Genomic DNA, 23,950 nt, shown 5'->3' on the forward strand with positions numbered 1-23,950 from the left:
CTCCTAATGGCCTTAATTCCACTAGTTAACCGTGGTTAAAACTATTTCACCTTAGCGCGGAAGCGAACAAAACCATAAGAATTCGCTGGTGTGCCAGATCCAGTAGCTGCGGGTAGATTGGGAAAACTTGGGACTGTAATATTGACCACTACTGCCCCATTGGTGTTAGTACCACAGTATGATGGTGTACCTGCTTCATTAACTGTATAAAAATGTCCGCGATCGCTATCTCCTACATTAGTGAGATAAAGGGTAGGTGTAGTAGAACCAATAGCTAGGGCAATTCCTCGATCTGCTCCTGGTAAGCCACCATCACTAGGAGTCATACCATTAAAAGCAGTAGGAATAAAATTAACATTAGTCGGAACTAAGTCACAGAATTTCACATTAGTTGCATTACCAAGACCATTGGAAAGGAAATATATAGTGTATTCCAATTCATCTCCCGGTTTGACAGTGCCAGCATTAATTAATCCTCGCAAGTAGCCAGCAGGCCATTTAGGATCGCTATCATCAGTAGCATAAGGTTCTGGTACATAGTTACTGGCATTAGTAGCAACGTCACTGCGACCATCCACAATATTAGTGAAATCTTGGTTATTGAGGCGGGTAATGCGTTTAATTAACAGCAATTTAGGATTAGAACTAACAGTATTTAATACTGTAAATAAAGTGGGGTCATCATCTGCCGTACTGGCAGGATTATTACCGATATTTACACCATTATCAGTAATTTGTAAGAACGAATTACCAAGAGTAGGTGGATTATTGGTAGCACCAGCAGAGTCTGCATCTGTGAACACTGTACCAACAGTTCCTGTAGGATTATCAGGTGTGTTAAAAGTAGCATTTGCTTGGTTACTAATTGGATTACCGCCATTGGCATTATTAATTGTGGCAGTAATTTTAATGGTAATCGTATCATTTACACGGAGAATTCCAGAATTTGTCACAGCAACAACACTAGCACCGTTGTAACTGGGATTGAGTGTAATGTTATTCCCTGAAGTTGCAGCAGTAATTGCTGCACTCACAAAGGTTAATTGTGAGGGTAATAAGTCGTTAATGACAAAGTTAATTGCATTGCTATTACCTGGATTTAGGTTGGAATAAGTGATGGTATATTCGATGCGATCGCCTACAGTCACTGTTCCACTAGTATCATTGTCTGCGAGGAAGCGAACAGATTTAGTTCCTATAACATTTGCTTGAGTGTTAGTAGTAATGACCAAGGGAGTAAGGATTGCTTGACTGGGGAAATATGTCCAAGTATCGATTCCCTTAAAGTCACCATAATTACTACTAAATTCATGCTCTCCCGTCGCACTATTGATCCCTCTAGCAGCATTACGCGGATTAGTAGCTCCCGTACCATTTAAGTTAATCGCCGTGCCGTTAGCGGTAGTATAGTTGTTGTCGTTGTAATAAACGGTAGTCGATCCAATCTGCTGTCCATTTTGATCTACAAGGTTAGGAAAAGCAGCAGGAGGGTTTTCCATTGTGATTTTAAACCCCAGTGGATTATTTTCAGCATCCAACATGGGAAAATGATATTCACCCGATCGTGTTGTGATTATGGCATTGTATGCTGCATTTCCTGGTAGAGGTTGGAGATTTACCCCACTTGCATTCTTCCCATCCCAAAGCACCACATTTGATCCGACAGACAGCACATTTTGTATTACTCTATCGCTACTAGGGTCAAAAATGCCATCATTGTTGGTGTCAATAATTATTTGATAGCTACCAGTTGAGGCAGCATTGAAACTAAAATTGCCTCCCACACCCACAGAAGTTTGGTTCCCACTACCTCCATTACCCCCAGTGAATTTGAACGAAGTCGGTACTGTGGGAATCGTCGCGGCAATAGGAATACTCAAAGAATTGAGAGTTGCCGTGTCGGGTCGATTGAAGAAAACTAGGTGGGTAATGTCTGTTGTAGTATCAGAAACATTTGGATTTTGAACTTGCACATTGCCGGGAAAGATCAAACTATTATTACTAGCACCGCCAGCAGAATGATAAAGAGTGCTGTTATTTGTTGTGTCAATATATCCCCGGTTATTAGCAAAAAAGATGAAGCCAAAAGGATCGACTCCATTCATGTCAGTTTCGTAACGATACCCATCTTTGGTTTGAATATAAAGCTTAGAGTTGAGTCCTACGGGAGTACCACCACTGGCATTTGCCCCCATATTCATAGCAATATAGCTAGTAAATACTCGCCCTTTTTTGGCAACACCGTTACTATCTCGAACTGTGATATCCCAAGCAGCTACCCCTGAAAATTGAGTATTACCTGTAGGAAATGCCGCTGTTGCAGCTGTTGGCGGCGGATTGCTTGCACCAGCTGTATTCGGAGAATGAAACTCAACTTCGTAAATACCTGTTTCTGTAGCGACGAAAGTACAAGGGGTATAGCCACTAGCATTAGGTAAAGGGCCAGCCGTTTCTTTGGTAACGGTGTCAATAAAACCAAAACCACTAGCCAGAACATCACAAGAGCCATTTTGAGTACCAAAGGGACTGCGGTAAACAATATCTTGTGGGTTCGAGAAACTAGTATTCACGCTAGAGCCAAGATTAACTGTTTCTCCTTGCTGAACATAAACTTTGAGTATGGTTTTCCGAACAATACCTGCCAGTAGTAAATCTGACCATTCCAGGTAAGGTCTGTATCCGCCATCAGAAACTAACTCTTTGCTGCCTTCAGCCCAGCTAGGTTGGATACTAGTTCCGAAAATACATAAAAAAAAGCCCAAGCTACTGAGCCATAGTTTTTGGCGTCTACTTGTTAATGGCTTTTCCATATTTTTTTTTACTGGATTGTCCACAGTTAGAGAAAATTTATCATTTTCATCAATATTTACTGTGGCGATCGCTCTTAATTTCTTAAATAAAGATTTCATTATTTAGTTCCAATAAAAATACATAATATGTAAGTAATGATATTGAGTTTATAAATATACAAATACCAGAATGAAAATCGAAACGTTTTTGCACTAGATTCAAAGCGGATAAAAATCGTTACGACAATAGTATTCCCACAAGAAAGGGTTAAATTCGTAACAGAGGTTCATTCAACGTCTTTACATCAAATAACCCTTTTATATTTCACGCCTTTGCATCCCCCTCATTGCAGCCTTGAGTTTACCGACCAAAGTTTTCATCGCCGATTCCTGTGGCTGGCGCGCTACAGGTCTTTGTTGTCCAAAGCCGTCAAACAATTCGTTGAGCTTAACCGTAAAGCCTAAATACGCGCCTCCCGCAGAACGTGTGCCAGAAAAATCTCGGTCATCAACTTTCCCAAAGACGTAACCAGCCGAAACGCGCAGGTTAGGCGTGAGGTAGTAGCCTGTTTCCAGAACAAAGCCTGTCTCACTGTAGCTAGACTGACTAATTACACGAGCCTCACCCACCAAATCCCAGCTATATCCCAAACGATAGGTAGCGCGTACTTGGGCCAGATTTACTGTGCTAGTACCGGCTAAATCGTTAGCTATGTAAGAGGTACTGTTACGCAACGCATACTTCCCGTAGAATTCCCATTGCCAGTTAGGAGCGTAAATCGCTTCTAAAGCAAAGGTATGGTCTTGAGAACCCGTACCACTTCCTAAGAGGATAGTGTCAGGGATGGTTGATGGATTTTGGCGATATTCATAACGCAATAAAGCATTAAATTTATCACTATTGGGATCGCGGTAGGCTAAACCCAGTTTTAGGTTAGCAGTATCTCCCAATCCTGAAAGCTTTTGATTGGAAGAACCAGCTTGTTGATAACGTACCAAAGCGGTGAGAGCCGGAGAAATTTTACCCGCAGCACCTGCGGTAATTACTGTATTACTACCGCCAGAAGAGGAACGATGTTCATAACGGACGCTGGCTTGAAATTGCGGATTATCACTGTATTCCAGCCCAACACTATAGCTATCCCCACCATCAAACCCGATCGCAGATGCAGCTTGACCAAAGGCGTAGGGTTGAGCATATTGTTGACCCGCCAAAGTGCGTCCGAAGAAGTTGCCAAATACGTGTTCGTAAGCAACGTTCAGTCGCAATCCCGAAGCAATAGTCCAACGGTTATTTATACCAATTGCTCCTTGAGTAGTCATTTCGTTAGCACCACCCAAAATTGAGTAACGACCAGTCAAGGTAGTATCCGATCCGAGTTTGTGTTCGCCGTTGACACTCAAGCTAGTGATGGAATTACCCGAATATTGACCGCTACTGTAATACTGTTGGGCTAAACTGACATTGACACCAGGAATTACCGCCCAATTCAACCCCAAAATGGTACGGTCTGGGTAAATAGCATTTTTTTGGGAAGATAAGCTGAGTTCATTTTGGGCTTGGAAGGTCAGGTTTTTAGCTAGAGGAACTGAAAAACGCGATCGCAATTGATCGGAATTACTACTTAGGGTACTGTCGGGGATACGGTCTTCCAGACGACGGTGAATCCAATCGAGATCGATAGTGGCGCTACCCAAGCGTTGTTGAATCCCAGCAGAAATCGTCGTCAGTGAATTATCAACCTTACTACCAGGTATCGCCTCATAACGCGGTGCAAAGAGTTCTTCAAAGGTGTCTAGGGGTTGGGGAGCAATCCCAAAATTGTCTTCATGGTCGTATTGCGCTCTGACGTTGGTAGTTGAGGTGAGTTTAGCTGTAACCTGCGCTCCATAACGGGTTTGTCCTGGGACAAAACTGATAGTGGCATTATTGGCAAAACCCGTATCAGCAAAGCGATAATAGGCTCGACCTTGAATTCCATTAGCAATCTTTCCTTCAGCTTCTAAACGGTAAGCATCACCTCTAACTTTTCCCAAAACATCAGAATCATTAGTGGAATGGGCATATTCTGCGATTAACTTACCGTTGTCACCCAAAGCAATCAGCGCATCTGCGCCGTAGAGTTGAAAGTCGCGCACCCCGTGATTTTCTTGAATGTAAGTTGCTCCTATCCAACTTTCCTGATTAAGTTTGCGGGAAAGATTATATTGCAAACGACCAGCATAGATGCTCCCGTCAGAGTCTTCGCTGTCATATTGATAGCTAACAACAATCCGACGTACCAACACTTGTCCGGTTCGATCGATATCGGTACGAAGAATCGGTTCGCGGAATAATAAAGTACCGCGATCGTAGTCGATTTCGTAGTCTGGGCCTCGGTTAAGTTGTTTGCGTTCTAATACAGTCCCAGGACGATTGAGTTCTTCTAACTCGATAAAGACATTTTCACTACCGGCTTGTAGTAGTCTGCGAGAGAGGAAGTAATAGCCACTAGTACCATCGGGAGCAATAGTATCTCGTTGAAATCCTTCTAAGTGGTCGCCATAGAAACCTGTAATTTGGAGGTTTCCTAAGTTGTAGTTAGCTTTAAAACCGTGGAGTTGACGAGTGATAGAAGTAAATTGCTGCGATCGCCGCGCAAATTCTTCTGTGTTATAGTCACCCCACATCGCATAATCAGGATCGGAGCCAGGGGTACGAGCTGAACGCTCAAAACGCAAAAATACACTGTCAATGGAAGGAGCGACCACATCAACTTTCGAGCTATCGCCGTAGACAGGATAGTTTTGCTCGCTGAATTGATAAGTTCTAAACAGGCGATTATCGCAGTTGCAATCTTCATTGAGGCTACGAGAACTGTTGTATGCGCCTGTAAATAACCATTCTCCGATCGCACCAGTGGCAAATATCGCTGAATGGAAATCTAATTGCGTTCCATTGTTTTTGTCAGGAGGGAGGAAATCACGGAAACTGCCGTAATAATTTGTACCTCTAGCTCCCAAACGTAAATCTATGACTCCAGTAACTAAACTCGGACGCAGTGACGTTTCAAATTGTAGTTGGGTGAAGGCTTCTAAATCATTTGCGATCGCGCGAATTGTCACAGTTTCCGCCTTTAGCTGCGATCGCAAAGTCGCTGTAAATTGCCCCGCTTTCGCCTCCACTTGAAATCCCGGTTCATTAGGCTTGAAGTCTTTCCCGACCAACTCCCCAGCAGTGGGTATGAGGGTGACAACAGCATCACGATTCGAGCGATTACCACTTGCATCGGTGAGTTGACCCCGGATTGTAGCCGTAGAACGTCCATCTGCCGGGATACGAGACTCAACTGTTTCTACAGTTAATTGCTGCGGCGCTCCTCGCACTGCAACTTGCACTGTTACAGGGGGTTCTGTTCCTCCAACAACCTGTGCAGAAATGGTGTTTGCACCTTCTTTTAACGAGACACCATACCATGTCTGCGTTACCAAATTGGTGGTAGGATCGGTTTCCGTCCGTCCTACTAAAGAAGGGTCTACCAACGCACCATTTACCCGCAATTCTACTTGACTACCAGCAGGAAACTGCACAACCACCGTGCTAGCTTGGACATCTACAACACTGTCAGCCGTCGGAGTCAGGATTTTGATTGCTGTAGAGATAGGGACAGTGGGGGACACAGGAAGATTTTCATTTACTTGTTGTCCCTTTGTCCCCGCGTCCTCTACTCCAGCAATTTTGCCCAAGCCTCTAGTCAAACCTACAGAAGTTGCTGGTTGAAATGGTTGTATTTCCGTTGTAGAAGCATGAAACAGTGTCTCAGTATCTTTGCGTCCGTCGTTGTTGATTCCTCCTATTTTGCGTGAGCCACTGGGCAAATCAATAGAAGTTTCTGGTTGAAATGGGTATATTTCTGTTTCACTTGGCTGGATATCTGGAATTTCAGGAGCCGATGCTTTATAAGTTGAGGTAAATTCAAGAGGTGGAGAATCTTGCTCAGAACTTCCCAAGAGATCGGGAGAATTTGAATCTATACTTTTTTCAGCAACTTTATTCCGATCCGCTCGATCTTCAACACCTTTATCGGCTTGCAAATGGGAATCAGGGAAAAGGGGTTGTTCACTAGTGATTTCTGCTTTGACAATTGTCGGGTACAAAACAAGGCAGAGAGCTACTGGCATCGCCCCCATCAATCTCAGGTTAAATGTAGTTATACAGTGCAGTCTGGTTTTCATTTCTTGACTGGCTCCTGAAATGTGGGGGTGACAGCGAAGTTCATGCGTACTAAGCCACCAGGCTCTAAATGCACCAAGCGAGATTGGCTATTTCGTTCGCGGAATTTTTCGTTATGAGCTAGGGTGTAACCCGCTACACTGCTAAGGTCTAGTACACCTGTGTGGTATCCAGGTAAGACATTAGCTAAAGAGAACAAACCATTAGGATCTGTAGTGATGCGGTTTCCGTCCTCCAGAAAAATCACCGCATTGGCTACTCCAGGCTCACCACGCTGTTGTTCTCCGTCAAAGTTTTTATCAACAAACACGCGACCAATAATCGTGCCACAGTCAGAAACGATCCCTGGACGAATTTTCAATTGGTGGGTTGCTGGGCCATCCTTAGTACTAAAACGGTTATCAGCTCGTTGACCATTAACGATCGCAGTGTTGCGACCAGTACCACGCAGCGCATCAGCTGTTAGTTGAGCAGCGTAGGCAATATTCAAGACTTTCTCTGGGGAAATTGTTACGTCTGTGCGGAATGTCACTGTGTTACCGTTGCGTTCTGAAGCGATCGCGACTGGTTGACCATCTAGCTCTCCTTGCACAGATTTCGGTAAAAACTGGAATCCTAAAGGTAGGTTGTCGGTGACAAATATATTATTCAAACCAGCATCAGCGAGATTTTTTACCGACAGGCGGTAGATTACCGTATCTCCAGGTTCAGCAGTAGCGCGATCGCCTGTTTTGATAATCTGTAACTGATTGGCTTGACACAAATTTGTAGTGAATTCAAAGGCTAATAAATCCAGTCCCACCGTTTCTGCATTGGGAACTAAAACAACTGTTTGCTCTACTCTGGTTTCACCCGTAATACTGATTGGTTGACCATCTAGAGAACTGGCGACATATCGCACAACACCATTACCTTGTGTTCCAGTGTTAGCAAGGATTTCAATCTTGACCCGTCGCTGTTTATAGATAGAATTTGGTGGTGGATTAACTACAAAAATGTAGGTTCTACCTGGAGCGGTTTGACCCTTATTCGGATCGAGTAGGAAATTGTAGACACCCGCAGGGTTATTCGTAACGAAGTAGGGATTACTATTCTCAGTATTCGGCGATTTCCCACCAGGAACGTTGTTATTAGGAATATCTGGTAACTCTGTTCGGGTCAAAGCAACCAAACTGCCCAATTCTGTCCCCGTTGGGTCGCTAGAGTTGGGTTCGTATACGCCAACTGAAAAACCTGTATAGTCAGGTAAAATAGTGCCAGCACAACCTAAAATCCGTCCTAATGGATCGAGTAAGGGGATAGGACTAACATTAATTTGCTCAGAACTTCCTTGATATTGATCGTTGCTAGCAGAATCTGTATAAGTATAAGTAGCTTGATTTATTAATGGCACAGACGCAACCAGATTGTTAGTCTGTTGCGCGATCGCTGGCATAGATATAGTAGTATGCAAAAAACTTCCCAGAAGAACAGTAGCTGTTAACCGTCGCCACCAGCTACCGCTAGAAGTAATTTGCTTTTGGTTTTGAGGACGGTTCACTTACCACATCTCCTCTGAAATGTCAAGCTTGTTGTTAATAAAAGCACTTATTTATTCGGGGAAATCCAATTAAGCTAAAACCCTTTAAAAATCTCGTTTCCAGTGGAATCTGAAAATATTCTTGATTGCAGTTCTTTTTCGAGTTAGCAAGGCGGCGTGTTAATCAGCGCACTTGGGTTTGATAAGTTGCCTTGACTGTTGTCTTCGCTGCAAGTGATGGAATCTGCAAACGGATATGAGTGTAAGCAATAGCTGGTGCTGGTTTTGTTTCCACTTTGCCGCCAGGAAGAGTAACTTTAACCGTAGGATTTTCAACAAAGCTACGCCCGCCATCAATGCTGTAAGTAATTTTGGAATTTTTGGCGACAGTAGTAGAATTCAGCACGTAGACCATTCCTTTAGGAATAGGTTGATTAAAAGTCAAATTTTTCACTGGGCGATCGCTCTGATTTTCGCCACTCAAGGTATATCGCAATACATCTCCTGGTCGCACCACAACTTGACCTTTCAAAGGTTCCCATTTCTGGCTTTGCTTACCCTGTTGATCTTGTGCCACCACTTGCTTTTCTGCTTCTAAACGCAATTGAATTTGCCCTTGAGTTTTGATATTCTGAGCAACAGCACTTTCTGAATGCCATACATTTGCGATTCCCGGAATTTGTCCGAAAAATGGAACTGTAGTAATGAGAGCGAATGCTCCTAAACCTGCAAGAGAAACACGCTTCATATAAATAACCTCAAAAAACTTCCAGAATGTGAATTGTTGACTTATCTTTCCCAGCTTTTGCTAAGAAAAAGTCACTCTCCTATTTGCTTGCTGTTTGGGGTTGGGGATAAGGTCAAATGGTTCGCAGACTCTTCTGTACCAGAGTCTGCAAACTTCAAAGTCCCCAATCCCAACGAATTAGTTCACCTTGCGTTGGAAGGTAAATGTTCTTTGAATACCCGGTGCGATCGTGCCAGTGACAGTATCTATGTACTTAGCAACATCAGTGTTTGCCGTAGTTCCAGTTTGGTCGATGCCAGAGCTAGTAGCTGGATTACCACTAAAGAATTGGATGGTTGCACTCCCGGAATCCTTAGCTGAACCAACAATATTGCTAGTATCAATTTGACCGCTAGCATCATTGTCTAATGCCCAGTTATTGGGGCTTTTCGTACCATCTTCAGTAATCACAACTTTGTTAGCATTCAAAATCACATTCCCAGTTCCAGATTGAGGATCGGAAATATTTGTGTATTGAATTTGGTACTCAATAATGTTTCCTGGTGCAGGCTTTTTCGGATCGATACTGAATGTGCCATCATTCCCTTGGACTACAGGCCCAGTTCCTTGTAAAACTCGTGACATTTTCAGCAGTTTCAGGAAGCCAGTGTACACGCGATCTATGGTAATATTGGACGAATCAAAGGTATTATCGTTGCCAGTATCTTTAATTCCATCACCGTTGGTATCTGTCGTATAGTTGTCAATCGAAGCAGTGATAGGTACTGGAAAGCCTTTACTAATATCAGTAGATAACTGCGTGCCTGGAGGTAAATCAACTTCCACACCATAGTTGATACTTGCACCAGGAGCAACGTTGGGTATTGTAATTGCTGTACCAGTAGTTAATGCAAACGCTCCATTATTATAGGTATAGACAGCAGACTGACTACCATAAGTAATAGTCACCTTTGTATTATTCGGTAAATCTCCTGGAATTGCTGGTGGCGTTGGCTCTATCTTCAAGACACCTGAGTCAGTACCACTATTCTTAACAGTGTTGGTGAAGCCAACTGACTGAGGATCGAGTGTACTACCAGGTGCTGTCCCGGCAGGAACGAGAGAAGATTTATTAGTGAAGTCATCGTTAGTTAAACCTGATGGCCCAGTAGCATCTGGGGCATTTTGCGGCCCGTTGAGTAACGCTGAAGCAACAGGTGCTTGCACCGTGAAAACGTTCGCCTCACCACCTGTACCAGTACCAGTGTTGTTATTACCTGCGTCAGTTCCAGTTTCTGGAGATGCTGGAGTATTAATATAGCCATCATCAACGTTGCCGGGTGGTAGAGTATCGGGAATACCATCACCATTGCTATCAGTACCCAGAGGAGGAGTCATACTGCCTGGGGAACCGTTGTAGTTGCTGGGGTTTTGGTCGCCAGATTCGTCGTATACTGGTAAATTGCTACTGGGTGTTTGACCAAACAATTGAGCGATATTAGCGACGGTTAAGGGTGAAGATGCAGTTGATTCAACAGCTAGCTGAATTGAGAAGCCATTTACCGTTGTACCAGGAGCGATGGAAGTAATAGTCGCTGGATTATTGATAAAACCAACGCGAGTGACTGAGGCCAAAGAGGCTGGTGCTGTCGTAGTCCAACTAGCTGTATTAGCATTAGTTGTAACTGGATTAGTGGTGTAGACAGTTTGCCAACCAGGAGGTGCAGTTGGTGCTACTGCTAAATCTGTACCCGCAGGAATTGCATCAGAAACCAAGATATAAGTACCAGTAGCACCATTAATATTGATGCTTGTACCCGTCAAAGCTGAGGGTGTAATTCCCTGCCCTGTGGGATCGTTGGACTCAACTCGCAAACTCAAATCGTAGGTCAATTTATCATCTGTAATCGCAGTTGTGCCAGCATTGTTATAACCACTGCGAATCTTCAGAATGCTGGCTAAAGCATAGGTCTTCACCGTTAAACCAACCTTAATTTGCTCGGTAGCGCTAGCTTCCCGTGTACCATTAACTGGTGTGCCAGATACCTCACCAGTACTACCATCGGGGTTATCTACGGTGAATACGTCACCACCATCAGGACTCCGCAGTTGGTTTTGGGCATCACCAGGAGTATTACCAAGAGTGACGGTAATGACATCATTGGTTTGAGCGCCAGCTTGTACAGTTACTGGCACACGTACTAACACAGTACCGTTAACCGGAACAGAAGGTGTGTCTACGCCACCTTGAGGGACGTTTATCCAAGTTTGACCACCATCAGTGCTATATTGCAGGCTATTAACTGTACCACCATTTGGTAATGTGCCCGAAACTGTACCCGGCCCAGTTGTTGTCGCTTGATTGGGAATGTGGAATTTGGTGGGGTCATTACCTACGTTGGTTAAGGTGTAGGTGTAGATTAGTAAGTCGCCAACTGCAACATTACCGCCATTGTTATCTGTAACTCCAGACCCTGTAACGGTGATTCCAGCAACCTCTGCTACAGTGACAACGACAGTGTTAGAAGTGGCATTTATAGTTGTCCCTGGACTGTTAGGATCTTCGTAGGTTGCTGTTGCAGTGTTACTGATAGATGTACCCGCAGTCGTTCCGTCAGCTAATACGGGTGCGAGAAATTGGAAAAGGCTACCAGTTAATAATGCTGTTGCTACTAGAAATTGGTAAAGTTTACGCTGCTTATTTACGGATTGATTTCGATTTACCATATAAGTAGTTTGTTTGCTGAACTTGTATCTCGGATTTTGAAACAGGATAAAGTTCGGCAATTCCCTTTAAAGAATTACCGATTATGGCTGCCCAAAACGTTAAAGTTTTGGGAATGCATATTTAAGGAGTTAAATTATTGACACTCCTGGGAAATTATATTGAGACAATAACCAGAAATAACTTGTCTAGTGGTTTTACGCTTACCCTTGAGAATCAAGACTGGCAATCGCAAATATGTGTAATTTATTACTGTATTTTGCTTAGTTAGAGATGTAAATAGCAATGTAGCTTTTAAAGCAAAAAAAATCTTCCGTATAAATAAGTAACTTCTTGAGCTATGAATGAGTGCATCAAAGCTGAAAAATTAACTTTATTTTGGCAACACACATAGGAATTTTAGTGGCTTGATTCAGATGCTAAAAACACTAAAACTTATATATAAAAATGTTTTTGAGTCTTTGTTATCAGAAATATATACTGCCCTGGAGAGTCATTTAGATAAAAAAAATTGAAAATTAACTAAGCGTTCTAGATCGCTTAAATAGGATAGCAATTTCAACAAATGCAATTTTATCACAAAAAAATGCAATTTTATCATAGTGTTTTTCAGTGTTAATGCTGGATAATGAAAGCCATTTTATTTTTTCATAACATTAACAATGTACGTGTAAATACTATAAATGGAGATTACTAGTATTAAAGTTTTACAAGAATCAATCCTATCAATACCAGACATATCCGATATTTTTAGTCGGGTATGTTTGACTGGTATTTTTGCTCGTGTTAATATCAGGCGACAAGTGACAGACAAACAGGGAAAGCTAGTTTATGACTCAGGCAATCAAAACCCAAACCCAAACCCAAACCCAAACCAGCACTGCCTACTTTCAAGCCTTGAAGTGTAAGGAATGTGGTGCAGAATATGAACTCAAAGCCAGTAATGTTTGTGAGTTATGTTTTGGCCCTTTAGAAGTTAAATATGACTACAACACCCTACGTCTGACAGTCACTCGTGAAACAATTCAAGCTGGGCCTAATTCAATTTGGCGCTACCGCCCCTTTTTGCCTGTCGCAACTGACAATGTTATAGATGTGGGAACTGGTATGACTCCCCTAGTTCGTTCTCACCGTCTTGCCCGTCGCCTGGGTCTAAATAAGCTTTATATAAAAAATGATGCCGTGAATATGCCCACCCTGAGCTTTAAGGATCGGGTGGTGTCAGTCGCTCTATCCAGAGCGCGGGAGTTAGGTTTCACTACTGTTTCTTGCGCTAGCACTGGTAATTTAGCAAATTCTACAGCTGCGATCGCAGCTCATGCCGGTTTAGACTGCTGTGTGTTCATCCCCGCAGATTTAGAAGCCGGTAAAATTCTCGGTAGCTTGATTTACAGTCCCACCCTCATGGCCGTCAAAGGCAACTACGATCAAGTCAATCGTCTCTGTTCGGAAGTTGCAAATACACATGGCTGGGGTTTTGTCAATATTAATCTGCGTCCTTATTATTCTGAAGGTTCTAAGACGCTAGGTTTTGAAGTTGCAGAACAACTAGGATGGGAATTACCCGATCATGTAGTTGCTCCTTTGGCGTCTGGTTCGCTCTTTACAAAAATTTATAAAGGGTTCCAAGAATTTGTCGAAGTTGGTTTAGTAGAAAACAAGAGCGTCCGTTTCAGTGGTGCTCAAGCTGAAGGTTGTTCGCCCATCGCCCAAGCCTTCAAAGAAGGACGTGACTTTATTAAACCAGTTAAACCGAATACAATTGCGAAATCGCTAGCAATAGGCAATCCAGCAGACGGTATTTATGCTGTGGAGCTAGCTCAGAAAACTGGTGGTAACATTGAATCAGTCAATGATGCCGAAATTATTGATGGCATCAAGTTGCTGGCAGAAACCGAAGGCATCTTCACAGAAACGGCTGGTGGTACAACCGTGGCCGTGCTGAAAAAACTGGTAGAAGCTGGCAAAATCGATCCAGATGAAACTACCGTGGTTTACATCACAGGCAATGGTTTGAAAACCCAAGAAGCAGTCCAAGGCTACGTTGGTGAACCCTTGACTATTGATGCGAAACTCGATAGTTTTGAACGTGCGTTAGAGCGATCGCGTACTCTCGATCGCTTGGAATGGCAACAAGTTCTCGTTTAGTTAGGAGTTATGAGTTATGAGTTTTTTATTCATGACTACCTAACTCTTAAATTATACTCCTCACTTTTAACTCTTCACTTTGTACTTCTATGGCTGTAACAGTTTTAGTTCCTACAACTCTTCAGAATTTGACTAATAATCAAGCTAGTCTAGAATCCAACGGTAGCACCATTGCTGAATTGTTGGACTCCTTAGAACAAAGCTTTCCTGGCATTAAATCCCGGTTGTGCGATGAACAAGGTAAGCTACGTCGGTTTGTAAATTTTTACGTCGATAGCGAAGATATTCGCCATTTAGATGGTATAAACACAACACTTAAAGATGGCGATGAAGTAAGTATTGTCCCAGCTGTCGCCGGTGGTTAGGGACTTCCAGTTAAAAAAATATCCCGTTGTAGGGGCGCAAGGCCTTGCGCCCCTACAAATCTATAAATAATTTGGGATAATTTATTTTTTGCAAGTCCCTTAATACACAGAACACTAAATAAGATATAGGACTCATATTTCATTTTTGAAAAAAACTCAGTACACCTTTATTCCTTCTTCCCAGTCCCCAGTCCCCAGTCCCCAGTCCCTAGCCCCTACGATTAATTCAGAAATCAAATCGGATTGCTATAGAAGCTTAACTATTAAATTATGTTTATTGTAAAAGTTATAGCTGATAAAAATATCCAATTACAGAGAATTAACATTTGTGTTTTATAAGTAAGTATTTGGCAATTTGGCAGATTGCGATTAGAGTATCTTGATATATTGCATAAATTATCAAGATGTTTTTACTTATTATACAGAAGGCGGCTAAACCCGTCTTTTTTATTGCTAGCCATAAAGGGAGATATGTTTATTATTTATACCAAGCTTCTAAGATTTATTATCAATGAATCTCCGCATCTTCCAAAGTTCTGAGCGTTGGCTTACAGGGAATCCTGTGTTAAGGTGCAGAAGCTTCTTATTATGTGAAACTGAAATTAAAAACTAAAAGTACTCCGCAAAATGCCGATAGTAACTGAGTCACTATCTGGTGTATTACCAGGCTGGATAAGATGAATTATTCCTGGTGTAATGCTGATATTATCTGTTAATTGAAAACGATAAAATGCCTCAATTTGAGTGGTCGTGCCTGGTTGTCCACCTGCTCGTCCTAAACCTGTATTGATAAAATCAGGGACATTATTTCCTACAGGTAAGTCACTACTAGTGATTTTAGGAGGTTGACCGACATAAATTCCTCCTAAATTTCCTTTCTTCAATAAATCAGGGAAATTCAGAAACACCATATAATTTGTCGTTTCTACACTTCCCGATTGCCCAGGAATATAAGATTTAGTGTAACCACCCCATGCGCCTGCACTAATACGGGGAGAAATTTGCCAAGTGAGAGTCGCACCCACAGCGTTAGTTTGTAGCGGTGCTGATTTTCCAGTAGTGGTATTAACTGTAGTTAAGCATTCATCACCAACAAAGGTTAGCAAACAACCATCTGAAGCGTAATTATTAACGTAATATAAACTTAAATCTAGAGTATCGGTTGGTGTCAGCAGTAATTGCACACCTGTAGTGGTGGTTCCATCAAATAAACCGCTACCTTTACCAGGATTTCCTGGTTGATAACTAGTATAAATTGCCTGCAAACTAGCGCGTTTAGCAAATTGCCAATCAATAGCTATACCACCGTGACCATATCCCATATTTAAAATTGGGTTTCTTTGGGCAAAATAAGATAATGGCCCTGTTGCAGCACTTTCTACCCGATTGGGGCCTCGGAAAGCAGCTGGCATACTTACGCCCTCTGTTCCTACCATTACTGCTAATTTATCTGTCACCAGCCAATGAAAATTGAGGTCACTTACAATCAAATTCTCTGTAGGAAATTCGTAGCCAAGTAAAACATCATTCCGAGAAACACTATTGGTAAATCTAGGGCCACTAGTACCGTTACCATCTAAAAGACCTGTAAACAAGTAACTGCTAGGAGTGATTTGACTAGTTAAATACAGTTGCGCCAAGGATATAACATCAATATTTGTCCCTCTATCATCTGTATCTTTTTGTCCATCTCTAGGATTAACATCACCACGATTATTAGTCCGTCCTTGAATGCCAACTATCAGTAGTCCACTGAGTTTAGTTGTTGTTGAGAATTGGTTGGCTTCGATTTCAGCAGTTTTGGCTTCTAAATTATCGACACGACCCCGCAAAGTTGCTAATTCAGGGGCAAATTCTAACTGCAATTTTTGTAATATTGCTAAATCTTCACGAGTAACTAAATCACTGGTGGCTGTAGTAATTAATTCGTTGACTCTATCTAAACAAGCGTTTACACCCGCAGCAAATTCATATCGAGTTAAGGCGCGATTACCGCGATAGCTGCTATCTGGATAGCCGGCTATACAACCATAACGTTCTACTAAAGACTGCAAGGCTTGGAATGCCCAATCGTTGGGTTGTACGTCCTTGAGTTGAGATACCGATGTAACTTGCGCCATCGGTTCTTTTGGAGAGAGGGAGGGGGATGGGGGAATAATATTATCGTCCTTGACTCCTATCTCCTGAGTAGTTTCTGGATTGATGTACTCTTGTGCTAATGCTTTTTGTGCAACTCCATTTACTCCCGCAATTAGTAACGATGCGAGCATCCAGGTTTTGCGATAACTGCGGCTAATAAGTCTACCTTTCAATTTTTTACACTCTGCTCACATACTTAAGTGAAGAGTGTATTCGCGATTATCTAGGGTTCACATGGGGACATTTACGGATTTTGTCCCAAATTAGACTTAATGCTTCTGGGCAACTTTTGAAAGGGCGAGTATAACAGGGTATTGGGTATTGGGGACTGGTTACTGGGGACTGGGTACTGGGGACTAGGTACTGGGGATTAGGAAAGAGTTTTCTTAATACCCAATCCCTAATCCCCAATCCCCAATCCCTAATCCCTAATCCCCAATCTATGGCAAATCGTTCACGCAAGCTGAAGCCAAAAGCCTCTAAACTAAATCAACCTCCTGCTGGTGCGATGAAACGCGTCGCTAAAAAACCCCAGAAAAAGCTAAAACGAGGAAGTTGGTTGTCATCAATATTAGCGATGCCTACGGCGGCAAACTACGCAATTATCTTAAGTAGTGCTAGTCTAATTATGGCTTTTGCCTGGATTAGTGTTCTCTTCATCTTCAATCCAGACGAAGTAAGCTGGCTAAATAAAATTTTACCTGCATGGGCACAAATTCCCCTTGGTAAACACGAACGCCCCCAAACTCTCAAACAAATTCAACTGGATTTGAGTAAAAAAAACCAAATATTTGGGGAAACTCTGCCTTTAAATCAAGATGTGAAAACCTCATTTTTACTACCAGTTTTGCAACAACGTGCTAATTGTCAATCTGATTGTAAAGAACTGGTGGAACTCAGGGTTTACGAACGCTCAGAAGAGTTAGAGTTTAAATCTCAGTCAGAAAATTACTACTATTTAGCGACTCAATTATCTGTAACTGGCCCAGATGAATCCTTTGTGATTTCTTCTTTGCTTGATGGAACTTCAGAACCCCAAGATATCAGTATTTCCCTACCTTTAACTGAAGTGCAACGCTTTGAAGGTAAGACACCATCATCAGGGGTTTGGTTTGATTTGCGGGGTAAACGCCAACAAGCAACTGATACGATCCGCTACGGTTACGTCGTATACTACAATCCAGAACGCACAAACTTACTACAAATGTTGTCTTGGACTAGTCCTAACGGACAATTGCCGAAATGGCAGCAGGTAACTGGTGATGGTACAAAAGAGTTAGTTATCGATCAAACAGTAGGTTTAGAACCGCATTTACAGGTTTACCAAGTCAAACCTCTGAAGTTATTCCTCAAACCAATTCAATTGGAGGCGATTAGCCTCCAATCATCGACCTTCAAGGATTCTGGATACCAAAGTGCCTTGTCAATTGCCCGTAGTGGATTGTGGACACCAGCTTTTGAATGGTTGAAATTTATCAAGAAACAGCACAAAGGAGTTTTACCAGAAACGGCGCAAGCGCAAATGGATTTGATTCGCTTGCATTCCCAACTTACTAAAACCCAAGCCCAGAAAATTTGGGCAAGTCCTAGTCAAGAAGTGCTGGCAGATTTGATTGATGGTCGCTGGGAGAAAGCTTTACAGGTGTTTGAAGCGTCGCCACATAATGCCCAAGAAATTGCTACTCTACTTAAATCTGATGAAAAACGGTTGTGGAATCGCACAGCAGCAGCGTTGCAGGTAAACCCAAATAGACGAGAGGTGCAAGCTTGGTTCGCGTTGATTTTAGCAGTTCAGCGAGGAGAAGGACATGCTAATTCTTGGTTAAAGGCGCAACCAAAAATTACAAAAGAGAATCTTGACTATATTCAAGGTCTGTTGGCAAGACTCAATGGTAAGGGTACATCGCAAATATCCTCTACTCACCCTAGTCAGATTGTTGGTACGGTGCAACCAATCACTCAAGTTACTAACACCGAATGGCTGCAACCAAATTCCCCAGCAGATTTGAAACTTACGGATAACCAAGTTTGGTATCAGGTGGAGGTGAGTGCATTTAATGACGGGAAACGCTGGCTAAATTTCCCCTTTGATAATTTCAACCCACCGAAAACTGACGCCGCCAAATTTCTCTGGAAAACTTTGGGAATCAGTTCTGACCCGGAAATCCAGATTGTAGTCTGGTTGCCAAATGGAGAACAAAAAATTACTATAGCCGCTATCAAAGCGGTGCAACTACGGGGTAAAGTTTTGCGCCTATTAGCTGCTGGCCCCAAAATTCCAGATAATCCAAACGATGTTCTCCAACCCAAACCTTTAGCTTTGACAAATGCAGCATTGGAATGGGTGCAACCATCTCCTATTACTCTACGAGAGCTGCATCAACAAAATCCCCAAGGGGTAAAGGTAATGTTATCGAGTTTGTGGCAATCTTTGCAGCAATCTGGTGAATTTCCGGTTGGTGCTATTCCCAGCTTTGAACAGATGCAGGAAAAATTGGGTGATTGGCCCGTTCAAGTGATTGATTTAACAAATAACGCTCAACCAGAAATAATCCTAACTATTTCACCAGAAGCAATAGCATCCTTGAATCAGGGGACACCTGAAATTCAAAGAGAAAACACAGAGCAGCGCCGCGACCGGACTATAATTTTGTCTGATGTAAATAAAGTTATTTACACTGATTTTACAGGAAATTACTTACAAAGACTGTCTGCGATCGCCAAGCTTTCAGGGGTGCAATCCTTAGCTTTACTGGTAGAAAATGCTCATAACTACAGTTTGAGGCGCTGGTCAGAGAAAAATCAGCGCTTTGAATAACGCACCCCTGACTCAAATTTCCCCTTTACTCAAATTTAAATTAAAGAGGAGAAAAGCGACGCCGAATAGCCCGTCGTAGACATCGCTATCTAATCGCTATCTAGAAGACTGACTTATTCTTCTTTTTGGTTGGTTTCGGCTAAACGTTGGTGCTTCAGATTTTCCAATTGCTGCAACAGAGAGTCTACCTCTGCTTGTAAATGCATCAATTTAGCTTGCTGATCGTCTTGATAATAAGACTTGGTTAACTTACTGACCCAGGCAGTCTGGGACTCGCCATCGGAAACACTAGATAAATAAGTAGGCATCGCTAATTAAATCCACTATTTAACTCACACCATTAGAAATATTATAATAATGCTCTTTTAAGCTTTATTACATTATTGTATATTTTCAATCAATTACTCTAATGGATTTTGCGTTCAATCATAAAAGACGGTGATTATAATCGCTGTGTTCCAAAAAAACACTGACTCAAGTGTGTAAAGCTTCCTTCCGCTGGACGGTACTTAGGAGTAGTTAATTTATAGTCTGTCAATTATGGTTGTACTAATGATTATCGCCGTTTTTAGGGAATTTACGCAAGAAATTATATGTAGACTATATCAAGAATTATGCTAAATCATGAAAAAACCTAGGGCGAAGCACTTGCATTTGGTGCAATCTCTCGTAGAAAGGGAGGTGGAAGGCTAACATCAAAAAGAGACAGCCTCTTAAGTATTTTCCTATCTTCACTGAAACGTATAGGGTGTGAAAATACATAGATAATTTTGAATAAAATAATTCACTAAACGCAACTTTAAACACGGATAAATAAGAGTTTCAGAGAGTTATGACATAAGTCTGATATGGGAATTAGGCTTGATTTCTAAATTTACTTCTATAGACAGAGAACAGGGAATAAGCAATAGGATAAATACGTACTCAGTCTTGTTAAAAAATAAAATAAGAGTCCTATAGATTTACAGATGATTTTTCATCTCGTCATTCTCCTCTAAGGTAATTTGTTGAACCGAAGGTCGCCGTGGCGGTTTATGATAAATTAACGTTCTAAATAAAAATAGCAAGTGAAACGCCTGCACCACAAAAAATAATATTCTTAACAAGATTATTTTGGATTAGGGAACTCTGAATAGGCAACTGGTAACGAAAAATCTACTTTCTTCCTCTTTCCCATTTTGCGCTTCCCGATCCCACCCTTTCTAAATATCCAATCCTTACATTAAGAAATTTTAAATCCCGTGACTTTGAGCCTGTCTGTTGCTACATCTCATCGCCAACCCTGGCCCGGACTGATAGAAGCCTATCGCGAATACTTGCCTGTCAGCGAAAAAACCCCGATTGTGACTCTATTGGAGGGCAATACACCTCTAATACCAGCGCCAGCGATCGCAGAACGCATTGGCAGACAAGTACGGGTTTTTGTAAAATATGACGGTCTCAATCCCACCGGCAGCTTCAAAGACCGGGGAATGACTATGGCAATTTCCAAGGCCAAGGAAGCAGGGGCAAAAGCAGTAATTTGTGCTAGCACGGGCAATACCTCAGCCGCCGCCGCCGCTTATGCTAGACGGGGAGGCATGAATGCCTTTGTACTGATTCCCGACGGTTATGTGGCACTGGGCAAGTTAGCTCAAGCATTACTATATGGCGCAGAAGTATTGGCAATTAAAGGTAATTTTGACCAAGCCCTAGAAATTGTCCGCGAGATGGCCGAAAGCTATCCGATCACTTTGGTGAATTCGGTCAATCCCTACAGGTTAGAAGGACAAAAAACAGCAGCCTTTGAAATTGTCGATGCATTGGGTGACGCACCAGACTGGTTGTGTATTCCTGTGGGAAATGCGGGGAATATCACAGCATATTGGATGGGATTTTGTCAATATCATCAAGCCAGAAAGTGCGATCGCCTACCCCGGATGATGGGATTCCAAGCCGCAGGAGCAGCCCCTTTAGTACACGGTCAGCCAGTGGCGCATCCCGAAACCCTAGCGACAGCAATTCGCATTGGCAATCCTGCAAGTTGGGAGTTAGCGATCGCAGCCCAAACCGCCAGTCAGGGGAATTTCCACGCCGTTACCGATGCCGAAATTCTCGACGCTTATCGACTTTTGGCAGCATCAGAAGGTATCTTCTGCGAACCTGCTAGCGCCGCTTCTGTAGCCGGGTTGTTACAGGTAAAAGACCAAGTTCCCACAGGTGCGACAGTGGTTTGTGTCCTCACAGGCAATGGACTAAAAGACCCAGATACAGCCATTAAACACAATCAAAGTCAATTTCAACAAGGTATCGCAGCAGAACTGGGCGCAGTAGCCAAGGCAATGGGATTTTAAAGCATTGGGCATTGGGCATTGGGCATTGGTTATTTCTCCCTTATGCTCCCCTGCTCCCCTACTCCCCCTTTCTCGCTGCTCCTGCTCGCTCTTGCGTCAAGCTATCAATAGCATCACCCAAGGCAGTAGTAAGGCTATTGCGGCTTTGGGTATGGTTGTCTTGCTCAGTTTTCAAAGCTTGCAAGAGGCGATCGCGTTCTTTAATTGCGGCGATCAGTTTAGCTTGCAAGTCTTCCACAGATTTTAGCTGTTCTATTTCTTGTTGGATAGCTACTGGTGTCCCAGCAGCTAGTGTTTCTATTTCAAAACCTTGGAGTTTATGCAGTTCTGCCTTGAGGGAGGCGATCGTCTGTTGGGAAAGTTGAGTATCTGTACGGCGTTGTTCTGCTTCTGTATTGTAAAGCTGACGCCATTTTTGGGCACTTTCCCAAGCTGTATCGCGCTCGTGTTGCAGCTGTGCCATCTGCTCTTTGATTACCTGGATTTCTGTCAACCACTGTTGTGTTAAATCTTGATTCATACATTAATAGTCATTAGTCATTAGTCATTGGTCAATGGTCATTAGTTAGAAACTCTTGACTCGGTATTCTTGCGGTAGAAAGACAGATGCGATCGCTACGCAAAATTTAGCACAGTAGTTAATCAACCCAACCAGTTTTAACTCTAAATTATGCCAAAGCTTCGTTTTTTTCGCTTCTTTGGCCACCTCAATTGGCGCACGATTAAAAAAACTTTTTCCCGAACAATCGAAAGGCGACTTTTTGGACTTGCCTCGGAAATCGCCTTTAATGCCATGCTATCGCTGTTTCCAGCAATTCTTGCTATCATCACAGCCATTGGCTTATTGGCAGAATCTTTACAAAATACCTTTAAACAGCTGGCGGCACAACTAAGTCAAGTCCTACCCGATCAAGCCTTGGAGCTGATTCGTGATTTTGCTACTACAGAAATTACTAACTCCAAAAACAGTGGTTTATTTTCTCTAAGCTTTGTATTAGCAATTTGGACTGCTTCTGGGGCGGTGAGTACCGCAATGACAGCCCTCGATCAAATCCATCAAATTCCCTCAGAAAACATCCGTCCCTTTTGGAAAGCCAAGCTTGTCTCTCTGGGATTAACAGTCGGTACTATGTTGCTTTTAGTCTTGGCTTCTTTCTCAGTGTTTACTAGCGACTGGCTTTTGGGAATAGTAGTGCGCGAAAATAGTTCTTTGATCTTTTTGTTGCATATTTGGCTACTGTTACGCTGGCCTTTAGCTTTAAGTATTGTTGCTGTCGCCTTTGGCTTTGTCTATCGCTATGGCCCAAGCAAGTGGAACTCAGGCACGCCAATGATGCCTGGAGCAATTTTAGCAGCTGTTTTTTGGGCAATGTTGTCTGCCCTATTTCGGCTGTATGTGGCGAATTTTGGCAATTATAATAAAGTATATGGTGCTGTAGGAGCAGTGATAGTTTTAATGCTCTGGCTGTCAATGAGTGCTGCTGTTCTGTTAATCGGCGATCAGTTAAACGTGACTGTCGGCGAAGATATGCGCTTAAAAGCCCAGCCGCAATCGAAAGTAAAATATTAATTCGTAAATCCCTGAGAAAATGATTTCAAAAGCTCAGTAGGGGAGTAAAATATCTAACGATTCAATACAAAGTAAGCGATCGCCTCCATGCCTGATTCTCCTCCTCGATTTCCGATGATTGAACCTGATGCCAAAGCACCCACTTTGAAGCGCCTGCGTCAGCTAAGTCGGCTGCTGGATAATGTTATTACCATTCCTGGCACAAAGATTGCTTTTGGTTTAGATCCAATTTTAGGATTCATACCGATTGGTGGTGATTTTTTGGGAATAATGTTTTCTAGCTACATCATTCTAGAAGCAGCACGGTTAGGCGTATCTAGAGCCACTCTAGGTAAAATGGTTTTGAATGTAATCATTGATGGCTTGGTAGGAGCTGTCCCAGTTTTGGGAGACTTTTTTGATTTTGCCTGGAGAGCTAACACTAATAATATCAAGCTCTTGGAAGAATACTTAAAGTTTCCTAGCGAGCAAAAGAGTGCAGACAGATGGTTTATCTTTGCCGTTTTGGCTGGATTATTGCTCATCTCCATTGTCTTAGTAGCATTGCCTGTGATCTTAATTAGAATCCTGTGGAGCGTTTTTACAGGCGGTTAAATTGTTTATT

Annotated in this window: 14 protein-coding genes; 6 read left to right on the forward strand and 8 right to left on the reverse strand. The window is 42.5% G+C overall.

All coding sequences use genetic code 11. The annotated features are described in order from the left end of the window. Window positions 1–41: 41 nt before the first annotated feature. The 5 genes from RM049_RS14595 to RM049_RS14615 all read right to left on the reverse strand — a co-directional run bounded on the left by RM049_RS14595 (window position 42) and on the right by RM049_RS14615 (window position 11,975). Window positions 42–2,909, reverse strand: coding sequence for a hypothetical protein (locus RM049_RS14595; protein WP_322704663.1), 2,868 nt, complete (start codon window positions 2,907–2,909; stop codon window positions 42–44). Window positions 2,910–3,107: 198 nt separating this feature from the next. Then, window positions 3,108–7,004, reverse strand: a complete 3,897-nt coding sequence (locus RM049_RS14600; protein ID WP_322704664.1) for a TonB-dependent receptor — start codon at window positions 7,002–7,004, stop codon at window positions 3,108–3,110. Beyond that, window positions 7,001–8,437, reverse strand: coding sequence for a hypothetical protein (locus RM049_RS14605; protein WP_322704715.1), 1,437 nt, complete (start codon window positions 8,435–8,437; stop codon window positions 7,001–7,003). Before RM049_RS14605 ends, RM049_RS14600 begins: the two co-directional genes overlap by 4 nt. 268 nt (window positions 8,438–8,705) lie before the next feature. Further along, window positions 8,706–9,269 (reverse strand): hypothetical protein, encoded by a 564-nt coding sequence (locus tag RM049_RS14610; protein WP_322704665.1) that lies wholly within the window; start codon window positions 9,267–9,269, stop codon window positions 8,706–8,708. Window positions 9,270–9,446: 177 nt separating this feature from the next. Then, the gene (locus RM049_RS14615) at window positions 9,447–11,975 is read right to left on the reverse strand and encodes a hypothetical protein (protein WP_322704666.1); all 2,529 of its coding nucleotides are present in this window, start codon (window positions 11,973–11,975) and stop codon (window positions 9,447–9,449) included. Between the two features lie 829 nt (window positions 11,976–12,804). Here RM049_RS14615 and thrC (RM049_RS14620) point away from each other — a divergent pair. Both thrC (RM049_RS14620) and RM049_RS14625 read left to right on the forward strand, forming a co-directional pair. Further along, on the forward strand, window positions 12,805–14,121 hold the full coding sequence (gene thrC / locus RM049_RS14620; protein WP_322704667.1) for a threonine synthase: 1,317 nt from the start codon (window positions 12,805–12,807) through the stop codon (window positions 14,119–14,121). Between the two features lie 89 nt (window positions 14,122–14,210). Next, entirely contained in the window at window positions 14,211–14,486 is a 276-nt protein-coding gene (locus tag RM049_RS14625) for a ubiquitin-like small modifier protein 1 (protein ID WP_322687954.1), read from the forward strand. A gap of 602 nt (window positions 14,487–15,088) precedes the next feature. Here the strand turns inward: RM049_RS14625 and RM049_RS14630 are convergent. Then, the gene (locus RM049_RS14630) at window positions 15,089–16,756 is read right to left on the reverse strand and encodes an iron uptake porin (RefSeq protein WP_322704716.1); all 1,668 of its coding nucleotides are present in this window, start codon (window positions 16,754–16,756) and stop codon (window positions 15,089–15,091) included. Window positions 16,757–17,067: 311 nt separating this feature from the next. Between RM049_RS14630 and RM049_RS14635 the strand changes: the two genes are divergently transcribed. After that, on the forward strand, window positions 17,068–19,443 hold the full coding sequence (locus RM049_RS14635) for a hypothetical protein (RefSeq protein WP_322704668.1): 2,376 nt from the start codon (window positions 17,068–17,070) through the stop codon (window positions 19,441–19,443). A 113-nt stretch (window positions 19,444–19,556) separates the two neighbouring features. On the opposite strand, the gene RM049_RS14640 is transcribed toward RM049_RS14635, so the two are convergent. Beyond that, window positions 19,557–19,751, reverse strand: a complete 195-nt coding sequence (locus RM049_RS14640) for a hypothetical protein (RefSeq protein WP_322672856.1) — start codon at window positions 19,749–19,751, stop codon at window positions 19,557–19,559. Window positions 19,752–20,684: 933 nt separating this feature from the next. Between RM049_RS14640 and thrC (RM049_RS14645) the strand changes: the two genes are divergently transcribed. Continuing rightward, entirely contained in the window at window positions 20,685–21,776 is a 1,092-nt protein-coding gene (gene thrC, locus RM049_RS14645) for a threonine synthase (protein WP_322704669.1), read from the forward strand. 58 nt (window positions 21,777–21,834) lie between these two features. Here the strand turns inward: thrC (RM049_RS14645) and RM049_RS14650 are convergent, their stop codons facing one another. Beyond that, window positions 21,835–22,296 carry a hypothetical protein gene (locus RM049_RS14650; RefSeq protein WP_322702132.1) on the reverse strand — a complete coding sequence of 154 codons (462 nt, stop codon included), beginning with the start codon at window positions 22,294–22,296 and terminating at the stop codon, window positions 21,835–21,837. A 150-nt stretch (window positions 22,297–22,446) separates the two neighbouring features. Here RM049_RS14650 and RM049_RS14655 point away from each other — a divergent pair, with 150 nt between their 5' ends. Together RM049_RS14655 and RM049_RS14660 are read left to right on the forward strand one after the other, a co-directional pair. Further along, window positions 22,447–23,346, forward strand: coding sequence for a YihY/virulence factor BrkB family protein (locus RM049_RS14655; protein ID WP_322672853.1), 900 nt, complete (start codon window positions 22,447–22,449; stop codon window positions 23,344–23,346). Between the two features lie 87 nt (window positions 23,347–23,433). After that, entirely contained in the window at window positions 23,434–23,940 is a 507-nt protein-coding gene (locus tag RM049_RS14660) for a DUF4112 domain-containing protein (protein WP_322704670.1), read from the forward strand. Window positions 23,941–23,950 lie beyond the last annotated feature (10 nt).

The sequence above is a fragment of the Nostoc sp. DedQUE04 genome (genome assembly GCF_034530995.1).
GTDB lineage: Bacteria > Cyanobacteriota > Cyanobacteriia > Cyanobacteriales > Nostocaceae > Nostoc.

Coding starts and splice junctions, on each gene's coding strand:
- RM049_RS14595 (WP_322704663.1), bottom strand. CDS start 2,909: ATGAAATCTTTATTTAAGAAATTAAGAGCGATCGCCACAGTAAATATT.
- RM049_RS14600 (WP_322704664.1), bottom strand. CDS start 7,004: ATGAAAACCAGACTGCACTGTATAACTACATTTAACCTGAGATTGATG.
- RM049_RS14605 (WP_322704715.1), bottom strand. CDS start 8,437: ATGCCAGCGATCGCGCAACAGACTAACAATCTGGTTGCGTCTGTGCCA.
- RM049_RS14610 (WP_322704665.1), bottom strand. CDS start 9,269: ATGAAGCGTGTTTCTCTTGCAGGTTTAGGAGCATTCGCTCTCATTACT.
- RM049_RS14615 (WP_322704666.1), bottom strand. CDS start 11,975: ATGGTAAATCGAAATCAATCCGTAAATAAGCAGCGTAAACTTTACCAA.
- thrC (WP_322704667.1), top strand. CDS start 12,805: ATGACTCAGGCAATCAAAACCCAAACCCAAACCCAAACCCAAACCAGC.
- RM049_RS14625 (WP_322687954.1), top strand. CDS start 14,211: ATGGCTGTAACAGTTTTAGTTCCTACAACTCTTCAGAATTTGACTAAT.
- RM049_RS14630 (WP_322704716.1), bottom strand. CDS start 16,756: ATGCTCGCATCGTTACTAATTGCGGGAGTAAATGGAGTTGCACAAAAA.
- RM049_RS14635 (WP_322704668.1), top strand. CDS start 17,068: ATGGCAAATCGTTCACGCAAGCTGAAGCCAAAAGCCTCTAAACTAAAT.
- RM049_RS14640 (WP_322672856.1), bottom strand. CDS start 19,751: ATGCCTACTTATTTATCTAGTGTTTCCGATGGCGAGTCCCAGACTGCC.
- RM049_RS14650 (WP_322702132.1), bottom strand. CDS start 22,296: ATGAATCAAGATTTAACACAACAGTGGTTGACAGAAATCCAGGTAATC.
- RM049_RS14655 (WP_322672853.1), top strand. CDS start 22,447: ATGCCAAAGCTTCGTTTTTTTCGCTTCTTTGGCCACCTCAATTGGCGC.
- RM049_RS14660 (WP_322704670.1), top strand. CDS start 23,434: ATGCCTGATTCTCCTCCTCGATTTCCGATGATTGAACCTGATGCCAAA.